The organism is Variovorax sp. TBS-050B, assembly GCF_029893635.1.
GTDB lineage: Bacteria > Pseudomonadota > Gammaproteobacteria > Burkholderiales > Burkholderiaceae_C > Variovorax.
The window spans coordinates 1,844,684-1,862,901 of the sequence record NZ_JARXYR010000002.1 but is presented as its reverse complement, the minus strand read 5'-3'; the positions used below and the strand labels follow the sequence as shown (position 1 = coordinate 1,862,901).

General features: G+C 71.2%; 13 protein-coding genes. 7 read left to right on the top strand and 6 right to left on the bottom strand.

The features are described from left to right. Window positions 1-117: 117 nt before the first annotated feature. Genes holA through leuS form a run of 3 tightly spaced genes read right to left on the bottom strand, consistent with a single transcriptional unit; the run spans window position 118 to window position 4,377 of the window. Window positions 118-1,176, bottom strand: a complete 1,059-nt coding sequence (gene holA, locus M2165_RS11815) for a DNA polymerase III subunit delta (RefSeq protein ID WP_280814818.1) — start codon at window positions 1,174-1,176, stop codon at window positions 118-120. Window positions 1,177-1,189: 13 nt separating this feature from the next. Beyond that, on the bottom strand, window positions 1,190-1,711 hold the full coding sequence (gene lptE, locus M2165_RS11810; protein ID WP_280814817.1) for an LPS assembly lipoprotein LptE: 522 nt from the start codon (window positions 1,709-1,711) through the stop codon (window positions 1,190-1,192). 35 nt (window positions 1,712-1,746) lie between these two features. Further along, window positions 1,747-4,377: a leucine--tRNA ligase gene (leuS, locus tag M2165_RS11805; protein WP_280814816.1), complete on the bottom strand. Its 2,631-nt coding sequence runs from the start codon at window positions 4,375-4,377 to the stop codon at window positions 1,747-1,749. Window positions 4,378-4,559: 182 nt separating this feature from the next. Here leuS and M2165_RS11800 point away from each other — a divergent pair, with 182 nt between their 5' ends. Next, complete coding sequence (locus tag M2165_RS11800) at window positions 4,560-5,534, top strand: tripartite tricarboxylate transporter substrate binding protein (RefSeq protein ID WP_280814815.1); 975 nt, start codon at window positions 4,560-4,562, stop codon at window positions 5,532-5,534. Next, window positions 5,527-6,606: an NAD/NADP octopine/nopaline dehydrogenase family protein gene (locus tag M2165_RS11795; RefSeq protein ID WP_280814814.1), complete on the top strand. Its 1,080-nt coding sequence runs from the start codon at window positions 5,527-5,529 to the stop codon at window positions 6,604-6,606. The genes M2165_RS11800 and M2165_RS11795 overlap by 8 nt, the downstream gene beginning before the upstream one ends. On the opposite strand, the gene M2165_RS11790 is transcribed toward M2165_RS11795, so the two are convergent. Genes M2165_RS11790 through M2165_RS11780 form a run of 3 tightly spaced genes read right to left on the bottom strand, consistent with a single transcriptional unit; the run spans window position 6,601 to window position 9,255 of the window. After that, entirely contained in the window at window positions 6,601-7,197 is a 597-nt protein-coding gene (locus M2165_RS11790; RefSeq protein WP_280817520.1) for a peroxidase-related enzyme, read from the bottom strand. The two genes, M2165_RS11795 and M2165_RS11790, sit on opposite strands and share 6 nt — an antisense overlap. A 56-nt stretch (window positions 7,198-7,253) precedes the next feature. Beyond that, complete coding sequence (locus M2165_RS11785; RefSeq protein ID WP_280814813.1) at window positions 7,254-7,766, bottom strand: CMD domain protein; 513 nt, start codon at window positions 7,764-7,766, stop codon at window positions 7,254-7,256. Between the two features lie 7 nt (window positions 7,767-7,773). Next, the gene (locus M2165_RS11780) at window positions 7,774-9,255 is read right to left on the bottom strand and encodes an NAD(P)/FAD-dependent oxidoreductase (protein WP_280814812.1); all 1,482 of its coding nucleotides are present in this window, start codon (window positions 9,253-9,255) and stop codon (window positions 7,774-7,776) included. Window positions 9,256-9,384: 129 nt separating this feature from the next. Between M2165_RS11780 and M2165_RS11775 the strand changes: the two genes are divergently transcribed. The 5 genes from M2165_RS11775 to glgA are packed head-to-tail and all read left to right on the top strand — an operon-like array spanning window position 9,385 to window position 18,215. After that, entirely contained in the window at window positions 9,385-11,058 is a 1,674-nt protein-coding gene (locus tag M2165_RS11775; RefSeq protein ID WP_280814811.1) for an alpha glucosidase, read from the top strand. Window positions 11,059-11,063: 5 nt separating this feature from the next. Then, on the top strand, window positions 11,064-13,259 hold the full coding sequence (gene glgB / locus M2165_RS11770; protein WP_280814810.1) for a 1,4-alpha-glucan branching protein GlgB: 2,196 nt from the start codon (window positions 11,064-11,066) through the stop codon (window positions 13,257-13,259). Between the two features lie 5 nt (window positions 13,260-13,264). After that, entirely contained in the window at window positions 13,265-15,352 is a 2,088-nt protein-coding gene (gene glgX / locus M2165_RS11765) for a glycogen debranching protein GlgX (protein ID WP_280814809.1), read from the top strand. A gap of 56 nt (window positions 15,353-15,408) precedes the next feature. After that, entirely contained in the window at window positions 15,409-16,719 is a 1,311-nt protein-coding gene (gene glgC, locus M2165_RS11760; RefSeq protein WP_280814808.1) for a glucose-1-phosphate adenylyltransferase, read from the top strand. 26 nt (window positions 16,720-16,745) lie between these two features. Continuing rightward, window positions 16,746-18,215: a glycogen synthase GlgA gene (glgA, locus tag M2165_RS11755; RefSeq protein WP_280814807.1), complete on the top strand. Its 1,470-nt coding sequence runs from the start codon at window positions 16,746-16,748 to the stop codon at window positions 18,213-18,215. Window positions 18,216-18,218: the final 3 nt, after the last annotated feature.

Sequence of the window (18,218 nt, the reverse complement as noted above, 5' to 3'; positions counted from 1 at the left end):
ACAAAGACAAAAGCCACGCAGAAGTCGCAGAAGAATCCGGAAAGAATTCTTCCGGTCTTCCTTCTGCGACTTCTGCGAAACCTTCGCGGCCTCTGCGTTCGGCTGTCCGGTTCCCTCTCAGGCCCGGCAGGCGCGGCAGGCGCGGCACAGCATCAGTGCCAGCCGCTGCAGCGCCTGCCAGCCGCTCGCGGGCCAGTCGGGCTGCTTGAGGCCCTTGACGATGCCGTCCACCACGTGCGCCGAGCGCAGCAGGCGCGCGAGCATGCGGTCGTCGAGGCGGGGCAGCACGCGCTCGAAGGCTCTTTCCTTCGGGCCCCAGATGCGGTTCTCGCGCAGCGCCATCGGCAGCGGGCGGCCCGCGGCCATCGCGTCCTTCACGCGCTTGAGGGCGCGGATGTCCTCGGCCAGCGTGTAGTGCACCAGCACCTCGGCCTCGCCCTCGGCCTGCAGGCCGTCGAGCATGCGCGCCACCCGCTGCGGGTTGCCGCCGAGCACGGCTTCGGAGAGCTTGAAGACGTCGTAGCGCGCCACGTTGTTGACCGCGGCCTCGACCTGCTCCCAGCTCAGCTCGCCCGCGGGATAGAGCAGCGCGAGCTTCTGGATCTCCTGGTGCGCGGCGAGCAGGTTGCCCTCCACGCGGTCGGCGAAGAACTGCAGCGTGCGCTGCCCTTCGTCGCCCGGCAGCACGCGCTGGCCCTGCAGGCCCAGGCGCTGCGCGATCCACTGCGGCAGCGCGGCCCGCTCGACGGGATCGACCTGGATGCTCACGCCGTTGTTCTCGAGCGCCGAGAACCAGGCGCCGGTGCGCGTGGCCTTGTCCAGCCGCGGCAGCATCACGAGCGTGAGCGTGCTGTCGTTGCCCTGTGCCGATTCGGCCAGCTGCTGCAGCGCGGTGCTGCCGTCCTTGCCGGGCTTGCCCGAGGGAATGCGGATCTCGACGATCTGCTTGTCGGCGAAGAGCGAGAGCGAACCGCCGGCGGCGAGCACCGCGCTCCAGTCGAAATGCGCGCCCGCCACGGTGTACGAGCTGCGCTCGGTGTAGCCCTGCGCGCGCGCCGCGGCGCGGATGGCGTCGGCCGCCTCCTGCGCGAGCAGCGGCTCGTCGCCGTGGATCGTGTAGAGGGGCTTCAGGCCCTTCTGCAGATGGGCGCCGAGTTGCGCGCTGGCGAGCTGCATCGTCGGAAGCGCCTCAGAGTTCCTTGACCGCCGCGAGGCGGCGCATGATCTGCTGCGCGAGGTCGGCCTGCATGTCGCGGTACAGCAGTTCGGCCTCGCCTTCCTTCGCGAGCGCGTTGGTTTCGTTGAAGCTCAGGTCGCGCGTCTGCGAGACCTCGGTTGCCGCCAGCAGCGACTTGCCGCCCGGCGTGCGCAGCGCGAAGCGCACGCGCAACTGCAGCTGCAGCTCGCGCAGCGCGCCGGCCGAATTGGTCGAGATCACGATGCGGTCGCGGTTCTCGCCGAGGATCTCGAGGATCGCGTCGGCGGTCTGCGCGTCCGCCGCGGGCACCAGCGTCACCGTGCCGGCCGCGCGCATCTCGCGCCGCAGGCGGTTGATGAGTTCCGAGTTGCCCGACACCGAGAGCGTCTTGAACGCGAACACCGGCGCTTTGCGCAGCTCGAAGCCGCAGCCGGCCAGGGCGAGGCTCGCGCCCGCCGCGGCGAGGCCGAGAAGAAGGCCGCGGCGCGGCAGCGAGGCAGTGCGATGGTTCATGCTTCTTTCTTTGTGCTTGCTGACCGGCCGGCCTGTCAGATGACGACGTTCACCAGGCGCCCGGGCACCACGATGACGCGCTTGGCCGGCGCGCCCTCGGCGAACTTGACGAAGTCGTCGCAGGCGAGCGCGAGCTTCTCGATCTCGTCCTTGGAGGCCTCGGCCGGCACCAGCAGCTTGCCGCGCAGCTTGCCGTTGACCTGCAGCATGAGCTCGACCTCGTCCTGCGCGAGCGCGCCCACGTCCACCACCGGCCAGGGCGCGTCGAGCAGGTCGCCCAGCGCCTTGTCGTAGCCGAGGCTCTGCCACAGCTGGTGCGTGATGTGCGGCGTGGCCGGGTACAGGCAGCGCAGCAGGATGCCGAAGCCCTCGCGCAGCGCCGCGGCGTCGCCCGCGCTGCCGTCGGGCTTGAAGCCTTCTAGCGCGTTCAGCAGCTTCATCGCGCCCGAGACCACGGTGTTGTACTGCATGCGCTGGTAGTCGTAGTCGATCTGGCGCAGCACGGTGTGCACCTCGCGGCGCAGCGCCTGCGCGGCCTTGCCGAACGACTGGCCGGCGATCTCCACCGGCTGCGCGTCGGCCTGCGCCACGCCGAAGTTCCAGACCCGGCGCAGGAAGCGGAAGCTGCCCTCGACCGCGGCGTCGTTCCATTCGAGCGTGGCTTCGGGCGGCGCGGTGAACATGGTGTACAGGCGCGCGGTGTCGGCGCCGTACTTCTCGATCAGGTCCTGCGGGTCGACGCCGTTGCGTTCGCTCTTGCCCATCTTGCCGACGCCGCCGTATTCGACCTTCGTGCCGTCGGCGGTGGTGCCGCCAACGATGCGGCCCTGGGCGTCGAGCACGGGCGTGACCTCGGAGGGCGGGAAGTAGTCCTTGCCGCCCTTCTCGTTGCGCGCGTAGAAGATGTGGTTGAGCACCATGCCCTGCGTCAGCAGCTTGCTGAAGGGCTCGTCGGCTTTCACCAGGCCGAGGTCGCGCATCACCTTGGTCCAGAAGCGCGCATAGAGCAGGTGCAGGATCGCGTGCTCGATGCCGCCGATGTACTGGTCCATCGGCATCCAGTAGTCGGCGCCGCCGGCCACCATCGCCTCGTCGTTCTTCGGGTCGCAGTAGCGCATGAAGTACCACGAGCTGTCGACGAAGGTGTCCATGGTGTCGGTCTCGCGCCGCGCGGGCTTGCCGCAGACCGGGCACACCACGCCGGCATGGAAGCCTTCGTGCTTGGCGAGCGGATTGCCCGAGCCGTCGGGCACGCAGTCGGTGGGCAGCACCACCGGCAGGTCCTTCTCGGGCACGGGCACCGCGCCGTGTTCCTCGCAATGGATGATCGGGATCGGCGTGCCCCAGTAGCGCTGGCGGCTCACGCCCCAGTCGCGCAGGCGCCAGGTGGTCTGCATCTCGCCCAGGCCCTTCTGGCCGAGCGCATGCGCCACCGCGGCCACGGCCTCCTTGTGGCTCATGCCGCTGAAATTGTCGGAGTTGATGGTCACGCCGCGCTGCTTGTCGGCGTACCAGTCCTGCCACTTGTGATAGTCGAAGTGCGGCTCGTCGTCGACCAGCACCACCTGGATGATCTCGATGCCGTACTTGTTGGCGAAGGCGAAGTCGCGCTCGTCGTGCGCGGGCACGCCCATCACGGCGCCGTCGCCGTAGCTCATGAGCACGTAGTTGCCGACCCAGACCGGGATCTGCTCCTCGGTGATCGGATGCGTCACCGTGAGGCCCGTGGGCACGCCCTTCTTCTCCTGCGTGGCGAGCTCGGCCTCGGTGGTGCCGCCGCTCTTGCATTCCTCGATGAAGGCCGCGACCTTGGGGTCGAGGGTGGCGGCGTGCATCGCGAGCGGATGCTCGGGCGCGACGGCGCAGAAGGTCACGCCCATGATGGTGTCGGCGCGCGTGGTGAACACGTACATGCGGCCGTCCTGGATCAGCCGGCCGTTCGCGTCATGGATGTCGTGGGTGAAGGCGAAGCGCACGCCCTCGCTCTTGCCGATCCAGTTCTCCTGCATCAGCTTGACGCGCTCGGGCCAGCCCGGCAGCTTGTGCTGGGTGTGCTCGAGCAGTTCCTCGGCGTAGTCGCTGATCTTGAGGTAGTAGCCCGGGATCTCGCGGCGCTCGACCGTGGCGCCGGTGCGCCAGCCCTTGCCGTCGATCACCTGCTCGTTGGCGAGCACGGTCTGGTCCACCGGGTCCCAGTTGACGACCTGGGTCTTGCGGTAGGCAATGCCCTTCTCGAGCATCTTCAGGAACAGCCACTGGTTCCACTTGTAGTAGCTCGGGTCGCAGGTCGCGACCTCGCGGCTCCAGTCGATCGCGAGCCCCATGGCCTGGAGCTGCCCCTTCATGTAGGCGATGTTCTCGTAGGTCCACTTGGCCGGCGGCACGCCGTTCTTGAGCGCCGCGTTCTCGGCCGGCAGGCCGAAGGCGTCCCAGCCCATGGGCATCAGCACGTTGTAGCCGCTCATGCGCAGGTAGCGCGTGAGCATGTCGTTGATCGTGTAGTTGCGCACGTGGCCCATGTGCAGCTTGCCGCTGGGGTACGGCAGCATCGAGCAGGCGTAGTACTTCTTGCGGCTCGCGTCCTCGGTGACGCGGTAGGCATCGGCGGCGCTCCATTGCGCCTGGGCAGCGGACTCGACGTCGCTGGGTTTGTAGCTGGGGTTCATGACGGTTCGGCAGGAGCCCGGCGCGGGGCGCGCCGGGGAAGGCGGATTATCGCGCCGGACAAGACCCGACCCCGGGTTGTGCGCACTTCGTCGCACTTCGTGCCGCGCGCGCCTTCCCCCTCGCCGGTGTTTCGCGAAGAATGCAGGCCAGCCCGTGACCTGACGCGGACCCACAACACACCATGACACTGCGCCTGAAACACCTCGCCCTGGCCTTCGCGGCCGCCGCCGGCCTCGCCGCCACTCCCCTCCAGGCCCAGCAGAACGACAAGCCGCTGCGCATCGTCGTGCCCTTCGCCACCGGCGGCGCGCAGGACGTGATCGCGCGCTACCTGGGCGCCAAGCTCACGGAGCGGACGGGCCAGCCGGTCGTGATCGACAACCGGGCCGGCGCGGGCGGCATCGTGGCCGCCGACGCGGTGGCCAAGGCAAGCGACGGCGCCACGGTGCTGCTGGCCACCGGCGGCGCGGTCACCATCGCCCCGCACCTGCAGGCCAGGCTCCCCTACGACCCGGCGCACGACCTGGTGCCGGTGGCCCTGGTGGCCGACACGCCGATGACGCTGTCGGTGCGCGCCGAAAGCCCCTACAAGACGGTGGCCGACGTGCTGCGCGATGCCAAGGCCCGGCCCGGCCAGGTCAGCTACGCCTCGACCGGCAACGGCACCGTCTCGCACCTGACCGGCGCGCTGCTGGCCCAGGCCGGCGGCGTGGACCTGCTGCACGTGCCCTACCGCGGCGCCGCCCCGGCGCTGACGGACCTGCTGGGCGGGCAGGTGGCGACCATCGTGACCAGCGCGGCCTCCATCGAACCGATGGTCGCCAGCGGCAAGGCCCGCGTGCTCGGCACCTTCTCGCGGACCGCGCTGCCCGGCATCGGCGCGGCCCCGACCATCGGCGAGGCCGCGGGCCTGCCGGCGATGGAAGTGCCGGTCTGGGTCGGCGTGATGGCGCCGGCACGCATGCCGGCCGCGGGCATCGAAAAGCTGTCGGCGGCGCTGGTCGAGGTGTGCAAGCTGCCGGAGACGAAGCAGCGCTTCGCCCAGCTGGGCGCGGTCAACACCTGCGGCGGCGCGGCGGCGCTCGGCAAGGTGGTGGCGGAAGACAGCCAGCGCTGGGCCAGGGTCATCAAGCAGGGTGGAATCAAGGTTGAATAACACGGCCCGGACCTCGCGCCGCGTGGGCATCGCGGGCGCGGGCGCGATCGCGCTGGCCAGCGCGGCCTGGCTGCGGCGGGCGGGCCATGGCGTCACCCTGTGGTCGCCGCGCGGCCCGGGCGCGGACGCCCTGCGCACGCAGGCGCTGGAGGCCGGCGGCATCGAAACGTTCTCGGTGCGGGTCGAGGTCGCCCGCGACGCGGCCGAACTCTGCGCCGCTGCCGACGTGCTGCTGCTCGCCCTGCCCGTCAACGGCCACCGGCGCACGATGGATGCGCTGCTGCCCTTCCTGCGCGACGGGCAGACGGTGATCGTGAGCTCGATGGCCTCGCTGTCCTCGCTTTACCTGCACGAAGCCGCGGTGCGCGCGGGCCGGCGGGTCACGGTGGCGAGCTTCGGCACGACGGTGCTGACCGCGCGGCGCGAATCCGCCACCCAGGTCCGGGTGATGACGCGGCGCCAGGCGATCGGCGTCTCCGCCCTGCCCGGCGCCCACGTGGACGAAGCCGTCGCGCTGTGCACCGAACTTTTCGGCGAAGGCTTCTTCGCGCAGGGCAGTGCGCTCGCCAGTGCGCTGGCCAACGTCAATCCGCAGTCGCACGGGCCGCTCGCGGTGTTCAACTGGACCCGCATCGAACGGGGCGAGCCCTGGGCGCAGTACCACTGCATGACGCCGGGCGTGGCGCGCGCGATCGAGGCGCTCGATGCCGAACGCCGGGCCGTGGCCGCCGCCTTCGGCATCGCGCTCGGCCCCATCGAGGCGCACTTCGCGCGCTCCTTCGGCACCACCTCGGAAAAGCTCGCCGACATCGCCGCCGAGCTGCACGCCCAGCGCGGCGGCCCGCCCGGCCCCACGCGCACCGACACCCGCTTCGTGAGCGAGGACATGCCCTACGGCCTGGCCTTCGTCGAGGCGCTGGGCGCCATCGCCGGGGTGCCCACGCCCGCGACACGCACCGTGCTGGACGCGGCCTCGCTGGTCAACGGCATCGACTACCGCCGCGAGAACGACCTCGTCGAACCGCTGGGCCTGGCGCGCGAAACGGTCGCCGGACTGCTCGCGCGCCTATGAGGCCTCGGCCTCCGGGAACACCGGCTCGCCGAGGTTGAGCATCAGCCGGTTGGCCCAGGCGAAGATCGCCACCGAATGGATCAGGTCGAGGATCTCGAGCTCGCCCAGCCCTGCGGCCCGGAGCTTGCGCACGTCCTCGGCCGACACCTCGTCGGGCTGCACGCCCAGCCGGATCGAGAACGCGACGATGGCCTTCTCGCGCGCCGTGGTGCCCGCGCCCTCGGGCGCCTCGAACACCTGCGAGATCACGTCGTTGCGCTTGGCCAGCTGCTCGAAGCGCTGCGCATGCACCGAGGCGCAGTACACGCAGCCGTTGACGCGCGACTCCACCGTGGCGCCCAGCTCGCGCTCGGCGCGCGGCATGCCGCCCGGCGCGAACATGATCGCGTTGAAGGCGATGGAGCGCTGCAGCAGGATCTCGGGCTGGTGCGCCAGCACCAGGAAATACGGCGAACTGCGCGCCTGCGGGCTCATCGCGTCCAGCGCCGCCAGCTGCTCGGGCGTGGCGGCGTCGACGTTCACCGTGTCGAGCCAGGGCTTCCACTGGAGCACTTCGTTGGTGAAGCCCTGGATGCGGATCGGCGCGGCCACTGGAGTACCTTCGCCTGCGGCTGCGGTGCGAGCCCCTTCGGGCGGCCGGGCGGGGCTCATGCCTGCACCTCCGCGGCGGCGGCCAGCGCCTTCAGCCCGGCGGCGACGCGGACCTGGTAGGAGAGGAAGGCGATCAGCTGGCTCATGGCCACGATGGCGGGCGTCGACAGGCCGCTCGCGGCCAGCGCCTGCACCGCCGCCCGGTCGCCCTCGATGGGGCGCTCGATCAGCTTGGTGGTGAAGGCGAGCATGGCCTGCAGCCGCGCGTCGGCCACGCCGTGGCCGGCATCCACGGCCGCGACCACGGCCTCGTCCGCGCCTTCGGCCATGAGCCGCTCGCGGTAATGCGCCGCCAGGCTGCCGGCCTTCGAGACGCGGCAGGCATGCAGCGCGACCAGCAGCCGCTCCTTCACCGTGAGGACCTCGACGGCCGGCGAGAACATCGCGTCGTAGCTGCCCTGGGTCGCGGCGACGACCTTGTCGCGCTGGCGGCGCAGCGCCCAGACGGGCTGGTCGGGCGCGAGCGGCACCACCGCATCGATCACGTCGGAAAGGGGTGTGCTTGTCATGGTGGTCTCAGTCGGTGCTTCGGTTTCTTTCGTGCGGCGGCGGCGCGGGCGTCCATTCGTCGCCGAACAGCTCGGGCTCGGCGAACGCCTGCAGGTTGGCCCAGTGGTGCTCGAAATCCTCGCGGTAGAACAGGCTCGCGATGCCGCCGGCCAGCCGCTTCGCACCGTCGCTGATGGCTGGAATGTCGCCCGACACGGTGCCGTGCGACAGCGCCGCGGGATAGCAGAAGCAGTGGATGCGCCCGAGCCCCGCGCATTCGCCGGGCACCCGTTCCCTGAACTCGAAGGCGGGTCCGAGGTCGGGCGAGTCGGCGAGCTCCTGGTCCTCGTCGCCGGGGGCGGGCACGAAGCGGTCCTTCCAGGTGCGCACGTGGGGCGCGATCGCGGCGAACTCGGGGCGGCTCGCCCAGTCGACCTTGAAGCCGGTCGAGACGATCAGGAAGTCGAACGCGAAATCGCCCTTGGGCGTGGTCACGCGCATGCCCTCGCCCTGCGGTTCGACCGACAGGACCGGGCAGCCGAAGTTGAAGAAGGCATTGGGATGGCGCGACACCCGCAGCGTGCTGCCGTGCGGCGGCGGCACGTTCAGCACGTTGATGTAGTGCCGGATGCGCCACTTGAGCTCGTCCGGCAGGTCGTAGTGCCCCTGCGTGAGCCCGGGCACGCCCGCGCCCTTGCCCTTGTTGACGCGCGGCAGGTCGGTGCGGCGGATCAGCAGCTCGACGCTGTGCGCGCCGGCCTCCAGCGCGGTGGCCGCGCTGTCCATGGCCGAGGAGCCGGCGCCGATCACGCCCACGCGCAGGCCCTGGAGCCGGCCGTAGTCCATCTCGTCGGAGGAGTGCGCCCATTTCGAGCGCGGCAGGGCGCCGACGAAGGCGGGCACCGCCGGCCCGCCCAGCCCGTCGCGCCCGGTGGCGAGCACGACGCGGCGCGCCAGCACGCTGTGCTCGCCGGCGGGCGTGCGCAGGGCCAGCCGCACGCCCGTGGCGTCGGGCAGCGGCTCGATGGCGGTCACGGCCGTGTCGTTGCGCACGTCCACGCCCATCACGCGCCGGTACCAGACCAGGTAGTCCATCCATTGAAGGCGCGGGATCTTGTCCATCGCGGTCCAGGCCGCCAGCCCGAACTGGGCCTCGAACCAGGCGCGGAAGGTGAGCGCGGGCAGGCCCAGCGCGGGGCCGGTGAGCTCCTTGGGCGAGCGCAGCGTCTCCATGCGCGCGGTGGTGGCCCAGGGGCCCTCGCTGCCGGCGGGCGCGCGGTCGAACACCACGGCGCGGATGCCCAGCTGCGCCAGCGCGACCCAGGCGGCCAGCCCGGCCTGCCCCGCGCCAATGATGGCCACGTCGAGCACCGTCTCACCGCCGGCCTGCCGTACCGGCATCCACGGGCGGGCGGGCCAGCCGAGGCAGGCGAGGTCCTGCGCCAGCCGCGCCTCGAGCGCCGCCAGGGAGGAACAGGAAAAGGAAGAAGCGGGTTCTGAAGTCGTCATCTGGAAAAGCGGGAACAGCGCCCAGTGTAGAAAGCTTCACGACCCCGCCCGGCGCGCAGCGCCCGCCACGCGCCCTGGCGCTGGCCCGGATTTCGCGTGCCACAATGATTTTCAGACCACAGGACCGGCATGGGCAGCACGACCGAGAGCAGCAACAGCGAATGGTGGCGCGGCGCGGTGATCTACCAGATCTATCCGCGCAGCTTCATGGACAGCAACGGCGACGGCATCGGCGACCTGCCGGGCATCACGGCCAGGCTCGCGCATGTGGCGAGCCTCGGCGTGGACGCGATCTGGGTCTCGCCCTTCTTCCGCTCGCCGATGAAGGACTTCGGCTACGACGTGTCCGACTACCGCGCGGTGGACCCGATCTTCGGCACCCTCGCCGACTTCGACGAGATGCTCGCGCGCGCGCATGCGCTGGGGCTGCGGGTCATCATCGACCAGGTGCTCTCGCACACGTCGGACCAGCATGCCTGGTTCGCCGAGAGCCGCGCGAGCCGCGACAATCCCAAGGCCGACTGGTACGTCTGGGCCGATCCGAAGCCTGACGGCACGCCGCCCACCAACTGGCTCTCGGTGTTCGGCGGCTCCGCCTGGCAGTGGGACCCGCGGCGCCGGCAGTACTACCTGCACAGCTTCCTCAAGGAGCAGCCGGACCTCAACTTCCATTGCGCCGAGGTGCAGCAGGCGCTGCTCGGCGAGGTGCGCTTCTGGTGCGAGCGCGGCGTGGACGGCTTCCGCTTCGACGCCTGCAACCACCAGTTCCACGATGCGCAACTGCGCGACAACCCGCCGGCCGCCGCCGCCTCGGTGCACGGCGTGAGCACCGTGCGCGCCGACAACCCGTACGCGATGCAGCAGCACCTCTACGACAAGAGCCAGATGGAGAACCTGGCTTTTCTCGAAAGCCTGCGCGCGCTGCTCGACCGCCACGGCGCCGTCGCGCTCGGCGAGGTGGGCGACGAGAACGCCGCGCCCGTGATGGCGCAGTACACCGAACTGGGCCGGCGCCTGCACCTGGCCTACAGCTTCAGCCTGCTGACCGCCGAGCACAGCGCGCGGCACCTGCGCCACCAGGTCGAGACGCTCGACCAGGCGCTCGCGCCCACCGGCGGCTGGGGCTGCTGGGCGGTGTCGAACCACGACGTGCCGCGGGTGGCCACGCGCTGGCGCGGCGACGGCCCGGAGGACCCGCGGCGCGACCGGCTCTGGTTCGCGCTGCTGCTGTCGCTGCGCGGCAGCGCGAGCATCTACCAGGGCGAGGAGCTCGGCCTGCCCGAGGCCGAGGTGCCCTTCGAGCTGCTGCAGGACCCGTACGGCCGCGCCTTCTGGCCCGAATTCAAGGGCCGCGACGGCTGCCGCACGCCGATGCCCTGGCAGGCCGATGAACTGCATGCCGGCTTCACCACCGGCGCGCCGTGGCTGCCGGTGCATGGCCGCCACCTGCCGCTGGCGGTCGACCGCCAGGCGCACGATCCCGATTCGATGCTGCACTTCAGCCGCGCGCTGCTGCACTGGCGCCGCACCCAGCCGCTGCTGCGCACCGGCGCGATCGCCTTCCTCGATGCGCCCGAGCCGGTGCTGTGGTTCGAGCGGCGCGCGGGCCATGCATCGCTGCAGGCGGTCTTCAACCTCGGCAGCGCGCCGGTGTCGCTCGCCCTGCCTGCGCCGCTCGAACCGCTCGCGGGACATCCGCTCGCCGCCTCGTCGTCGGTCGCGGGCGACGGCGGGCGGGCGCTGACGCTGGCGCCCTACGGCGTCTTCTTCGGCCGGACCGCGGACGACAGCGGCACGATGTGAGGTCCATGCGCCACGCCACCACCCCCGAACTGCCCGAGCGCGAGGTGCGCGCGCTGATGCGGGCCGAGCACGGCGACCCCTTCGCCGTGCTCGGCCCGCACCAGACGCGCGACGGCCTGCTGCTGGTGCGCGCCCTGCTGCCCGGCGCGCAAAGCGTGGCCGTGGTGCACACGCGCACCGGCTGGCCGCTGGCGCTGCTCGCGCGGCAGGAAGGCTCCGACCTCTTCGCGGGCCCGGTGCCTGCGGCGGAGGCGCTGCTGGGTTATTCGTTCGAGGTCGACTGGGGCTCGCACAGCGCGCGGCTCGAGGATCCGTACCGCTTCGGCTTCGTGCTCGGTGATACCGACGTCTGGCTGCTCGCCGAGGGCACGCACCTGCGCCCCTGGGAGCGGCTCGGCGCGCACCTGCGCGAGATCGATGGCGTGAAGGGCGTGGCCTTCGCGGTGTGGGCGCCGAATGCGCGCCGCGTGTCGGTGGTCGGCGACTTCAACCAGTGGGACGGCCGGCGCCACATGATGCGGCTGCGCCGCGAATGCGGCGTGTGGGAGATCTTCGCGCCGCAGTTCGCGGCGGGCGACGCCTACGAGTTCGAAATTCTCTCGGCACACGGCGAGGTGCTGCGCAAGGCCGACCCCTATGCCTTCTCGACCCGCCTGCGGCCCGAGACCGCCTGCGTGGTCGCGCCGCTGCCCGCGCCGGTACCCCTGCCCCCGGCGCGCGCCGCCGCCAACGACCGGCATGCGCCGATCAGCATCTACGAAGTGCACCTGGGCTCGTGGCGGCGCAAGGACGGCGATGCCTGGCTCGACTACCGCGAGCTCGCCGACACGCTGGTGCCCTATGCGCGCGACATGGGCTTCACGCACCTCGAGCTGCTGCCCGTGAGCGAGCATCCCTTCGACGGCTCGTGGGGCTACCAGCCGATCGGCCTGTATGCGCCGACCTCGCGCTTCGGCACGCCCGGCGACTTCCGCCATCTGGTCGAGGCCGCGCATGCGGCCGGGCTGGGCGTGATCCTCGACTGGGTGCCCGCGCACTTTCCGACCGATGCGCACGGCCTCGGCCGCTTCGACGGCACCGCGCTCTACGAATACGCCGATCCGCGCGAAGGCTTCCACAACGACTGGCAGACGCTGATCTTCAATTACGCGCGCACGGAAGTGCGCAACTACCTGGTCGGCAATGCGCTGTACTGGCTCGAGCGCTACGGCGTCGACGGCCTGCGCGTGGACGCGGTGGCGTCGATGCTCTATCGCGACTACAGCCGCCGGCCCGGCGAGTGGCTGCCCAATGCCCAGGGCGGCCGCGAGAACCTGGAGGCGATCGAGTTCCTGCGGCGCATGAACCAGGTGGTGGGCGTGGAGCGCCCGGGCGCCTTCACCGCGGCCGAGGAGTCCACGAGCTTCCCGGGCGTGACGCGGCCGCCCGAGGCCGGCGGGCTCGGCTTTCACTACAAATGGAACATGGGCTGGATGAACGACACCCTGGCCTTCGCGGGTCTCGACCCGATCCACCGCAAGCACCACCACGAGCAGATCACCTTCGGGCTGATGTATGCGCACAGCGAGAACTTCGTGCTGCCGCTGTCGCACGACGAGGTGGTGCACGGCAAGGGCTCGCTGTTCACGCGCATGCCCGGCGCCGATGCGTGGCAGAAGTTCGCGGGGCTGCGCAACCTGTACGGCTATCTCTGGGGCTATCCGGGAAAGAAGCTGCTGTTCATGGGCGGCGAATTCGCGCAGGCCGCGGAATGGAACGCGGACCGCAGCCTCGACTGGCACCTGCTGGAGCGTGCGGCGAACCAGGGCGTGCGGCGGCTGGTGCGCGACCTGAACAACGTGTACCGCCACTTCGCGGCGCTGCACGAACTCGACACCGAGCGCGGCGGCTTCGAATGGATCGTGCACGACGACCGGGCGCAGTCGGTGTTCGGTTTCCTGCGCCGCGCGCGGGACGGGTCGTTCGTCGTGGTGGTCTGCAACTTCACGCCCGTGGCGCGCGAAGGCTATCGGCTCGGCGTGCCCGCCGCGGGCAGCTACCGCGAGGTGATCAACACCGATGCGGCGGTGTACGGCGGCAGCGGGGTGCACAACGGCGTGGTCGAGGCGGAGGCGGTGCCCTGGCAGGGGCAGCCATACTCGGTCTCGCTCCGGCTGCCGCCGCTGGCCACCGTGATGTGGGTGCTGCTCGAAGGACATTGACTGACATGCTGAACCTCGGCACGCCCTACCCCCTCGGCGCGACGGCCACGGCCGCCGGCGTGAACTTCGCGCTGGTCGCGCCGCACGCCGAGGCCGTCGAGCTCTGCCTGTTCGACGCCAGCGGCGCGCAGGAACAGCAGCGCCTGAAGCTCCCGGGCTTCACCGACGGCATCTGGCACGGCCAGCTCCCGAGCGCGCGGCCCGGCCTGGTCTACGGCTGGCGCGTGCACGGCCCGTGGTCGCCGGCCGAAGGGCACCGCTTCAACCCCGCGCGGGTGCTGCTCGACCCCTACGCCCGCGAGATCGTGGGCCGCTACGACGGCAGCGATCTCTTCCTCGGCCACGATCCCGCGAACCCGGCGCAGCGCAACCCGCGCGACAACGCCGCCGTCGCGCTCAAGGCCCGCGTGGCGGCCCCGGCCGGCGAGGCGGCATCGCGGGCACCGGGCCATGCCCGCATCCCGGCCGGCGAGCGCGTGCTCTACGAACTCCATGTGCGCGGACAGACGCGGCTGCACCCCGGCGTGCCCGCGCCCCTGCGCGGCACCTACGCCGGCCTGGCCGAGCCCGCGGTGCTCGACCATCTGCAGCGCCTCGGCGTCACCACGCTGAGCCTGATGCCGGTGCAGCACCGCGCCGACGAGCAACGGCTGCTGCGCATGGGCCTTTCGAACTACTGGGGCTACAACACCATCGGCTGGTTCGCACCCGAGGCGCGCTACTGGAGCGGCCGGGCGGGCACCACGCCGGCGAGCGAGTTCCGCGCCATGGTCGACGCGGTGCATGCGCGCGGCATGGAGCTGGTGATCGACGTGGTCTACAACCACAGCGCCGAGACCGACGAGTTCGGCCCCACGCTCTCGCTGCGCGGCATCGACAACGCGCTGTACTACCACCTGCGCGCCGACGACCGCGCGCTTTATGCGAACTGGACCGGCTGCGGCAACTGCCTCCAGCTCGGCGAGCCGCGCGTGCTGCAGCTGCTGATGGACAGCCTGCGCCACTGGGCCTGCGAATTCGGCGTCGACGGCTTCCGCTTCGACCTCGCGCCGGTGCTGGGCCGCGGCTTGCGCGACGGCGCGTTCGACCCGCGCGCGCCCTTCTTCGCGGCGATCGCGCAGGACCCGGTGCTCTCGCGCACGCTGCTGATCGCGGAGCCCTGGGACATCGGGCCGGGCGGCTACCGCCTCGGCGAATTCCCGCCCGGCTGGCTCGAATGGAACGACCGCTACCGCGACACGCAGCGCGGCTTCTGGCTGCGGCAGGGCCGCGAAGGCGCCGCGGGCCTGGGCGGGTTCGCGCACCGCTTCACCGCATCGAGCGCGGAGTTCGCGCACGACGGCCGCGCGCCCACCGCGAGCGTCAACTTCATCACCGCGCACGACGGCTTCACGCTGCACGACCTGCTGAGCTACGAGCAGCGGCACAACCTCGCGAACGGCGAGGACAACCGCGACGGCCATGCGAACAACCTCGGCAACAACTGCGGCGTCGAAGGGCCGAGCGACGATCCCGCGGTGCAGGCCGAGCGCGCACGCCTGCGGCGCGCGCTGCTCGCCACGCTGCTGCTCTCGCAGGGCACGCCGATGCTGCTGGCGGGCGACGAGATCGGCCACAGCCAGCAGGGCAACAACAACGCCTACTGCCAGGACAACGAGACCACGTGGCTGCGCTGGGTCGGCACCGGCGACCCGGAGGGCGAGGCCGCGCGCATGAGCACTTTCATCGCAAGGCTCACGGCGCTCCGGCGTGAAGCGCCCGCCTTGCGCCGCGCACAGTGGTGGCCGTCCGACACGCCGCCTGGCGCGCAGGGCATACGATGGCTGCGGCCCGACGGGCAGCCCATGACCGAAGCCGAATGGCGCGCCGGCACGGCGCTTGCAATTCTTTTCGAGCCTGCCACGGCCGCGGAACCCGCCTGGCTGGTGCTCGTGAACGCAGGCCCGCAGGCGGTGCCGTTCGCACTGCCGGCCGGCCCCTGGCAGCGGCAGCTCGCGACGGATGCGCCGGCACCGTCCGATGCGGCGGAGGCCGCGTGCACGGGCACGGTCGAAGTGCCGCGCTCGAGCCTCTGGATCGGGCGCACGCGCTGAACGCGGAAACGAATCACAACGACGGGACGACGAACAATGAACGAAGGGAACGCAGAGTGAACGACAGCAATGGCAACGTCCCGCAGGCCCCCCTGCAGGCCCATCAACTGGTGCGCCGCACCATCGCGCTGGTGCTGGCCGGCGGCCGCGGTTCGCGCCTCCGGCAGCTGACCGACCGCCGCGCCAAGCCGGCCGTGTACTTCGGCGGCAAGTTCCGCATCATCGATTTCGCGCTCTCCAACTGCCTCAACTCCGGCATCCGGCGCATGGCGGTGGTCACGCAGTACAAGTCGCACTCGCTCATGCGCCACCTGCAGCGCGGCTGGAGCTTCCTGCGCGCGGAACTCAACGAAATGGTCGACGTGCTGCCCGCGCAGCAGCGCACCGGCGACGAGCACTGGTACCGCGGCACCGCCGATGCGGTGTTCCAGAACCTCGACATCATCCAGACGCGCTCCACCAAGCACGACTACGTGGTGGTGCTCGCGGGCGACCACATCTACAAGATGGACTACTCGATCATGGTCAAGGACCATGCCGAGCACGGCCTGGGCTGCACCGTCGGCTGCATCGAGGTGCCGCGCATGGAGGCCACGGCCTTCGGCGTGATGGCCATCGACGAAGAGCGCCGGATCACCGACTTCTTGGAGAAGCCGGCCGATCCGCCCGCGATGCCGGGCCATCCCGACACGGCGCTCGCGAGCATGGGCATCTACGTGTTCGACTCCGAGTACCTCTACCAGCTGCTCGAGGAAGACGCCGCCAACCCCGATTCGAGCCACGACTTCGGCAAGGACATCATCCCGCGCGCCGTGGCGCAGGGCCGCGCGCTGGCGCATCCGTTCGGCATGTCGTGCGTCACGCGGGCCTCGCGCGGACCGGACGCCAAGGCCTACTGGCGCGACGTGGGCACGATCGATGCATTCTGGGCCGCCAACCTCGACCTCGCCTCGATCACGCCCGAACTCGACATCTATGACACCGACTGGCCCATCTGGACCTACCAGCGGCAGTTGCCGCCGGCCAAGTTCGTGCCCGACCGCGACGGCCGCCACGGCATGACGGTCAACACCATCGTCTCGGGCGGCTGCATCGTCTCGGGCTCCAAGGTCAGCAGCTCGGTGCTGTTCTCGGGCGTGCGCATCCATTCGTTCTGCGACATCCACGAGGCCGTGCTGCTGCCCGACGTGGAGGTCGGCCGCGGCTGCCGGCTCAGCCGGGTGGTGATCGACCGCGGCTGCGTGATTCCCGACCACATGGTGATCGGCGAGGACGCCGCCGCCGACGCCGCCCGCTTCGAGCGCACCGAAGCTGGCGTGGTGCTGGTCACGCGCGAGATGCTCCAGCGGCTGCCGGCCGCCGCCTGAACCGCCCGCCCGTCCGCTCACGCCGCATGAGAATCCTCCAGGTCAGCGCCGAACTCTTTCCCCTGCTCAAGACCGGTGGCCTCGCCGACGTGGCGGGCGCGCTGCCGGTCGCGCTGATGGCGGCCGGCCAGGACGCGCGGGTGCTGCTGCCGGGCTTTCCGGCGATCCTTGCGGGCCTGCGCGAGCTCGCGCCCGTGACCGAGTTCGCGGCGCCCTGGGGCGAGCGCTTCGCGCTGCGCATGGGCCATGTGCCGGTCGACGGCGCGCCCGCGATCCCGGCCTACGTGATCGACGCGCCCGCGCTCTACGACCGCCCCGGCAACCCCTACGAAGACACCTCGCGCCAGCCCTATGCCGACAACCACCGGCGCTTCGCGCTGCTGGGCTGGGCGGCGGCCCAGCTCGCGCAGGGGCTCGATCCCGCATGGCAGCCCGAGATCGTGCATTCGCACGACTGGCACGCGGCCATGGCGCCGGCCTACATGGCCTTCGCGCCGCAGAACGGCGGTCCGCGCGCGGGCAGCGTGTTCACGGTGCACAACCTCGCCTACCAGGGGCTCTTCGCGCCCTGGCATTTCGCCGGGCTCGGGCTGCCCGACGCGGCCTTCCATTTCGACGGGCTCGAATACCACGGCCAGCTCTCGTTCATGAAGGGCGGCCTGTTCTACGCCGACCGGCTGACGACCGTGAGCCCGACCTATGCGCGCGAGATCCAGACGCCCGAGCAGGGCTGCGGCCTCGACGGCCTGCTGCGCCGGCGCAGCGACGTGCTCGGCGGCATCCTCAACGCGGTCGACGACAAGGTCTGGAATCCCGGCAGCGACGCCGCGCTGGTGCAGGGCTTCCACACGCCCGAAGGCCGCCACATGGCGGGCAAGGCGCGCTGCAAGGCGGTGCTGCAGCACCAGCTCGGCCTTTCCGAACGGGCCGACGCGCCGCTCTTCATCCTCGTGAGCCGGCTGACCGAGCAGAAGGGACTGCACCTCGTGCTCGACGGACTCGACGCCCTGCTGGCCCAGGGCGGGCAGCTCGCGCTGCTCGGCAGCGGCGAGGCCTGGCTCGAAGCGGCCTTCCGTGCGCGCGCGGCGGCGGCGCCGCAGTCGGTGAGCGTCACCATCGGCTACGACGAGACGCTCGCGCACCGGCTCTTCGGCGGCGGCGACGTGACGCTCGTGCCCTCGCTCTTCGAGCCCTGCGGCCTCACGCAGATGTACGGCCTCAAGTACGGCAGTCTGCCGCTGGTGCGCCGCGTCGGCGGCCTGGCCGACACGGTGGTGGACTGCACGCTGGAGGACATGGCCAGCGGCGACGCCACCGGCTTCGTGTTCGACCGCTTCGAGGCCGCCGACTACCACCGCGCGCTGCGCCGCGCCTTCGCGCTCTACCAGCGCGCGCCCGACTGGCGGCGCGTGCGCGGCAACGCGATGCGGCGCCCCGCCGACTGGGCCGCCGCGGCGGCCGACTACATCGAGGTCTACCGCAAGGCGCTGGCATAGCCC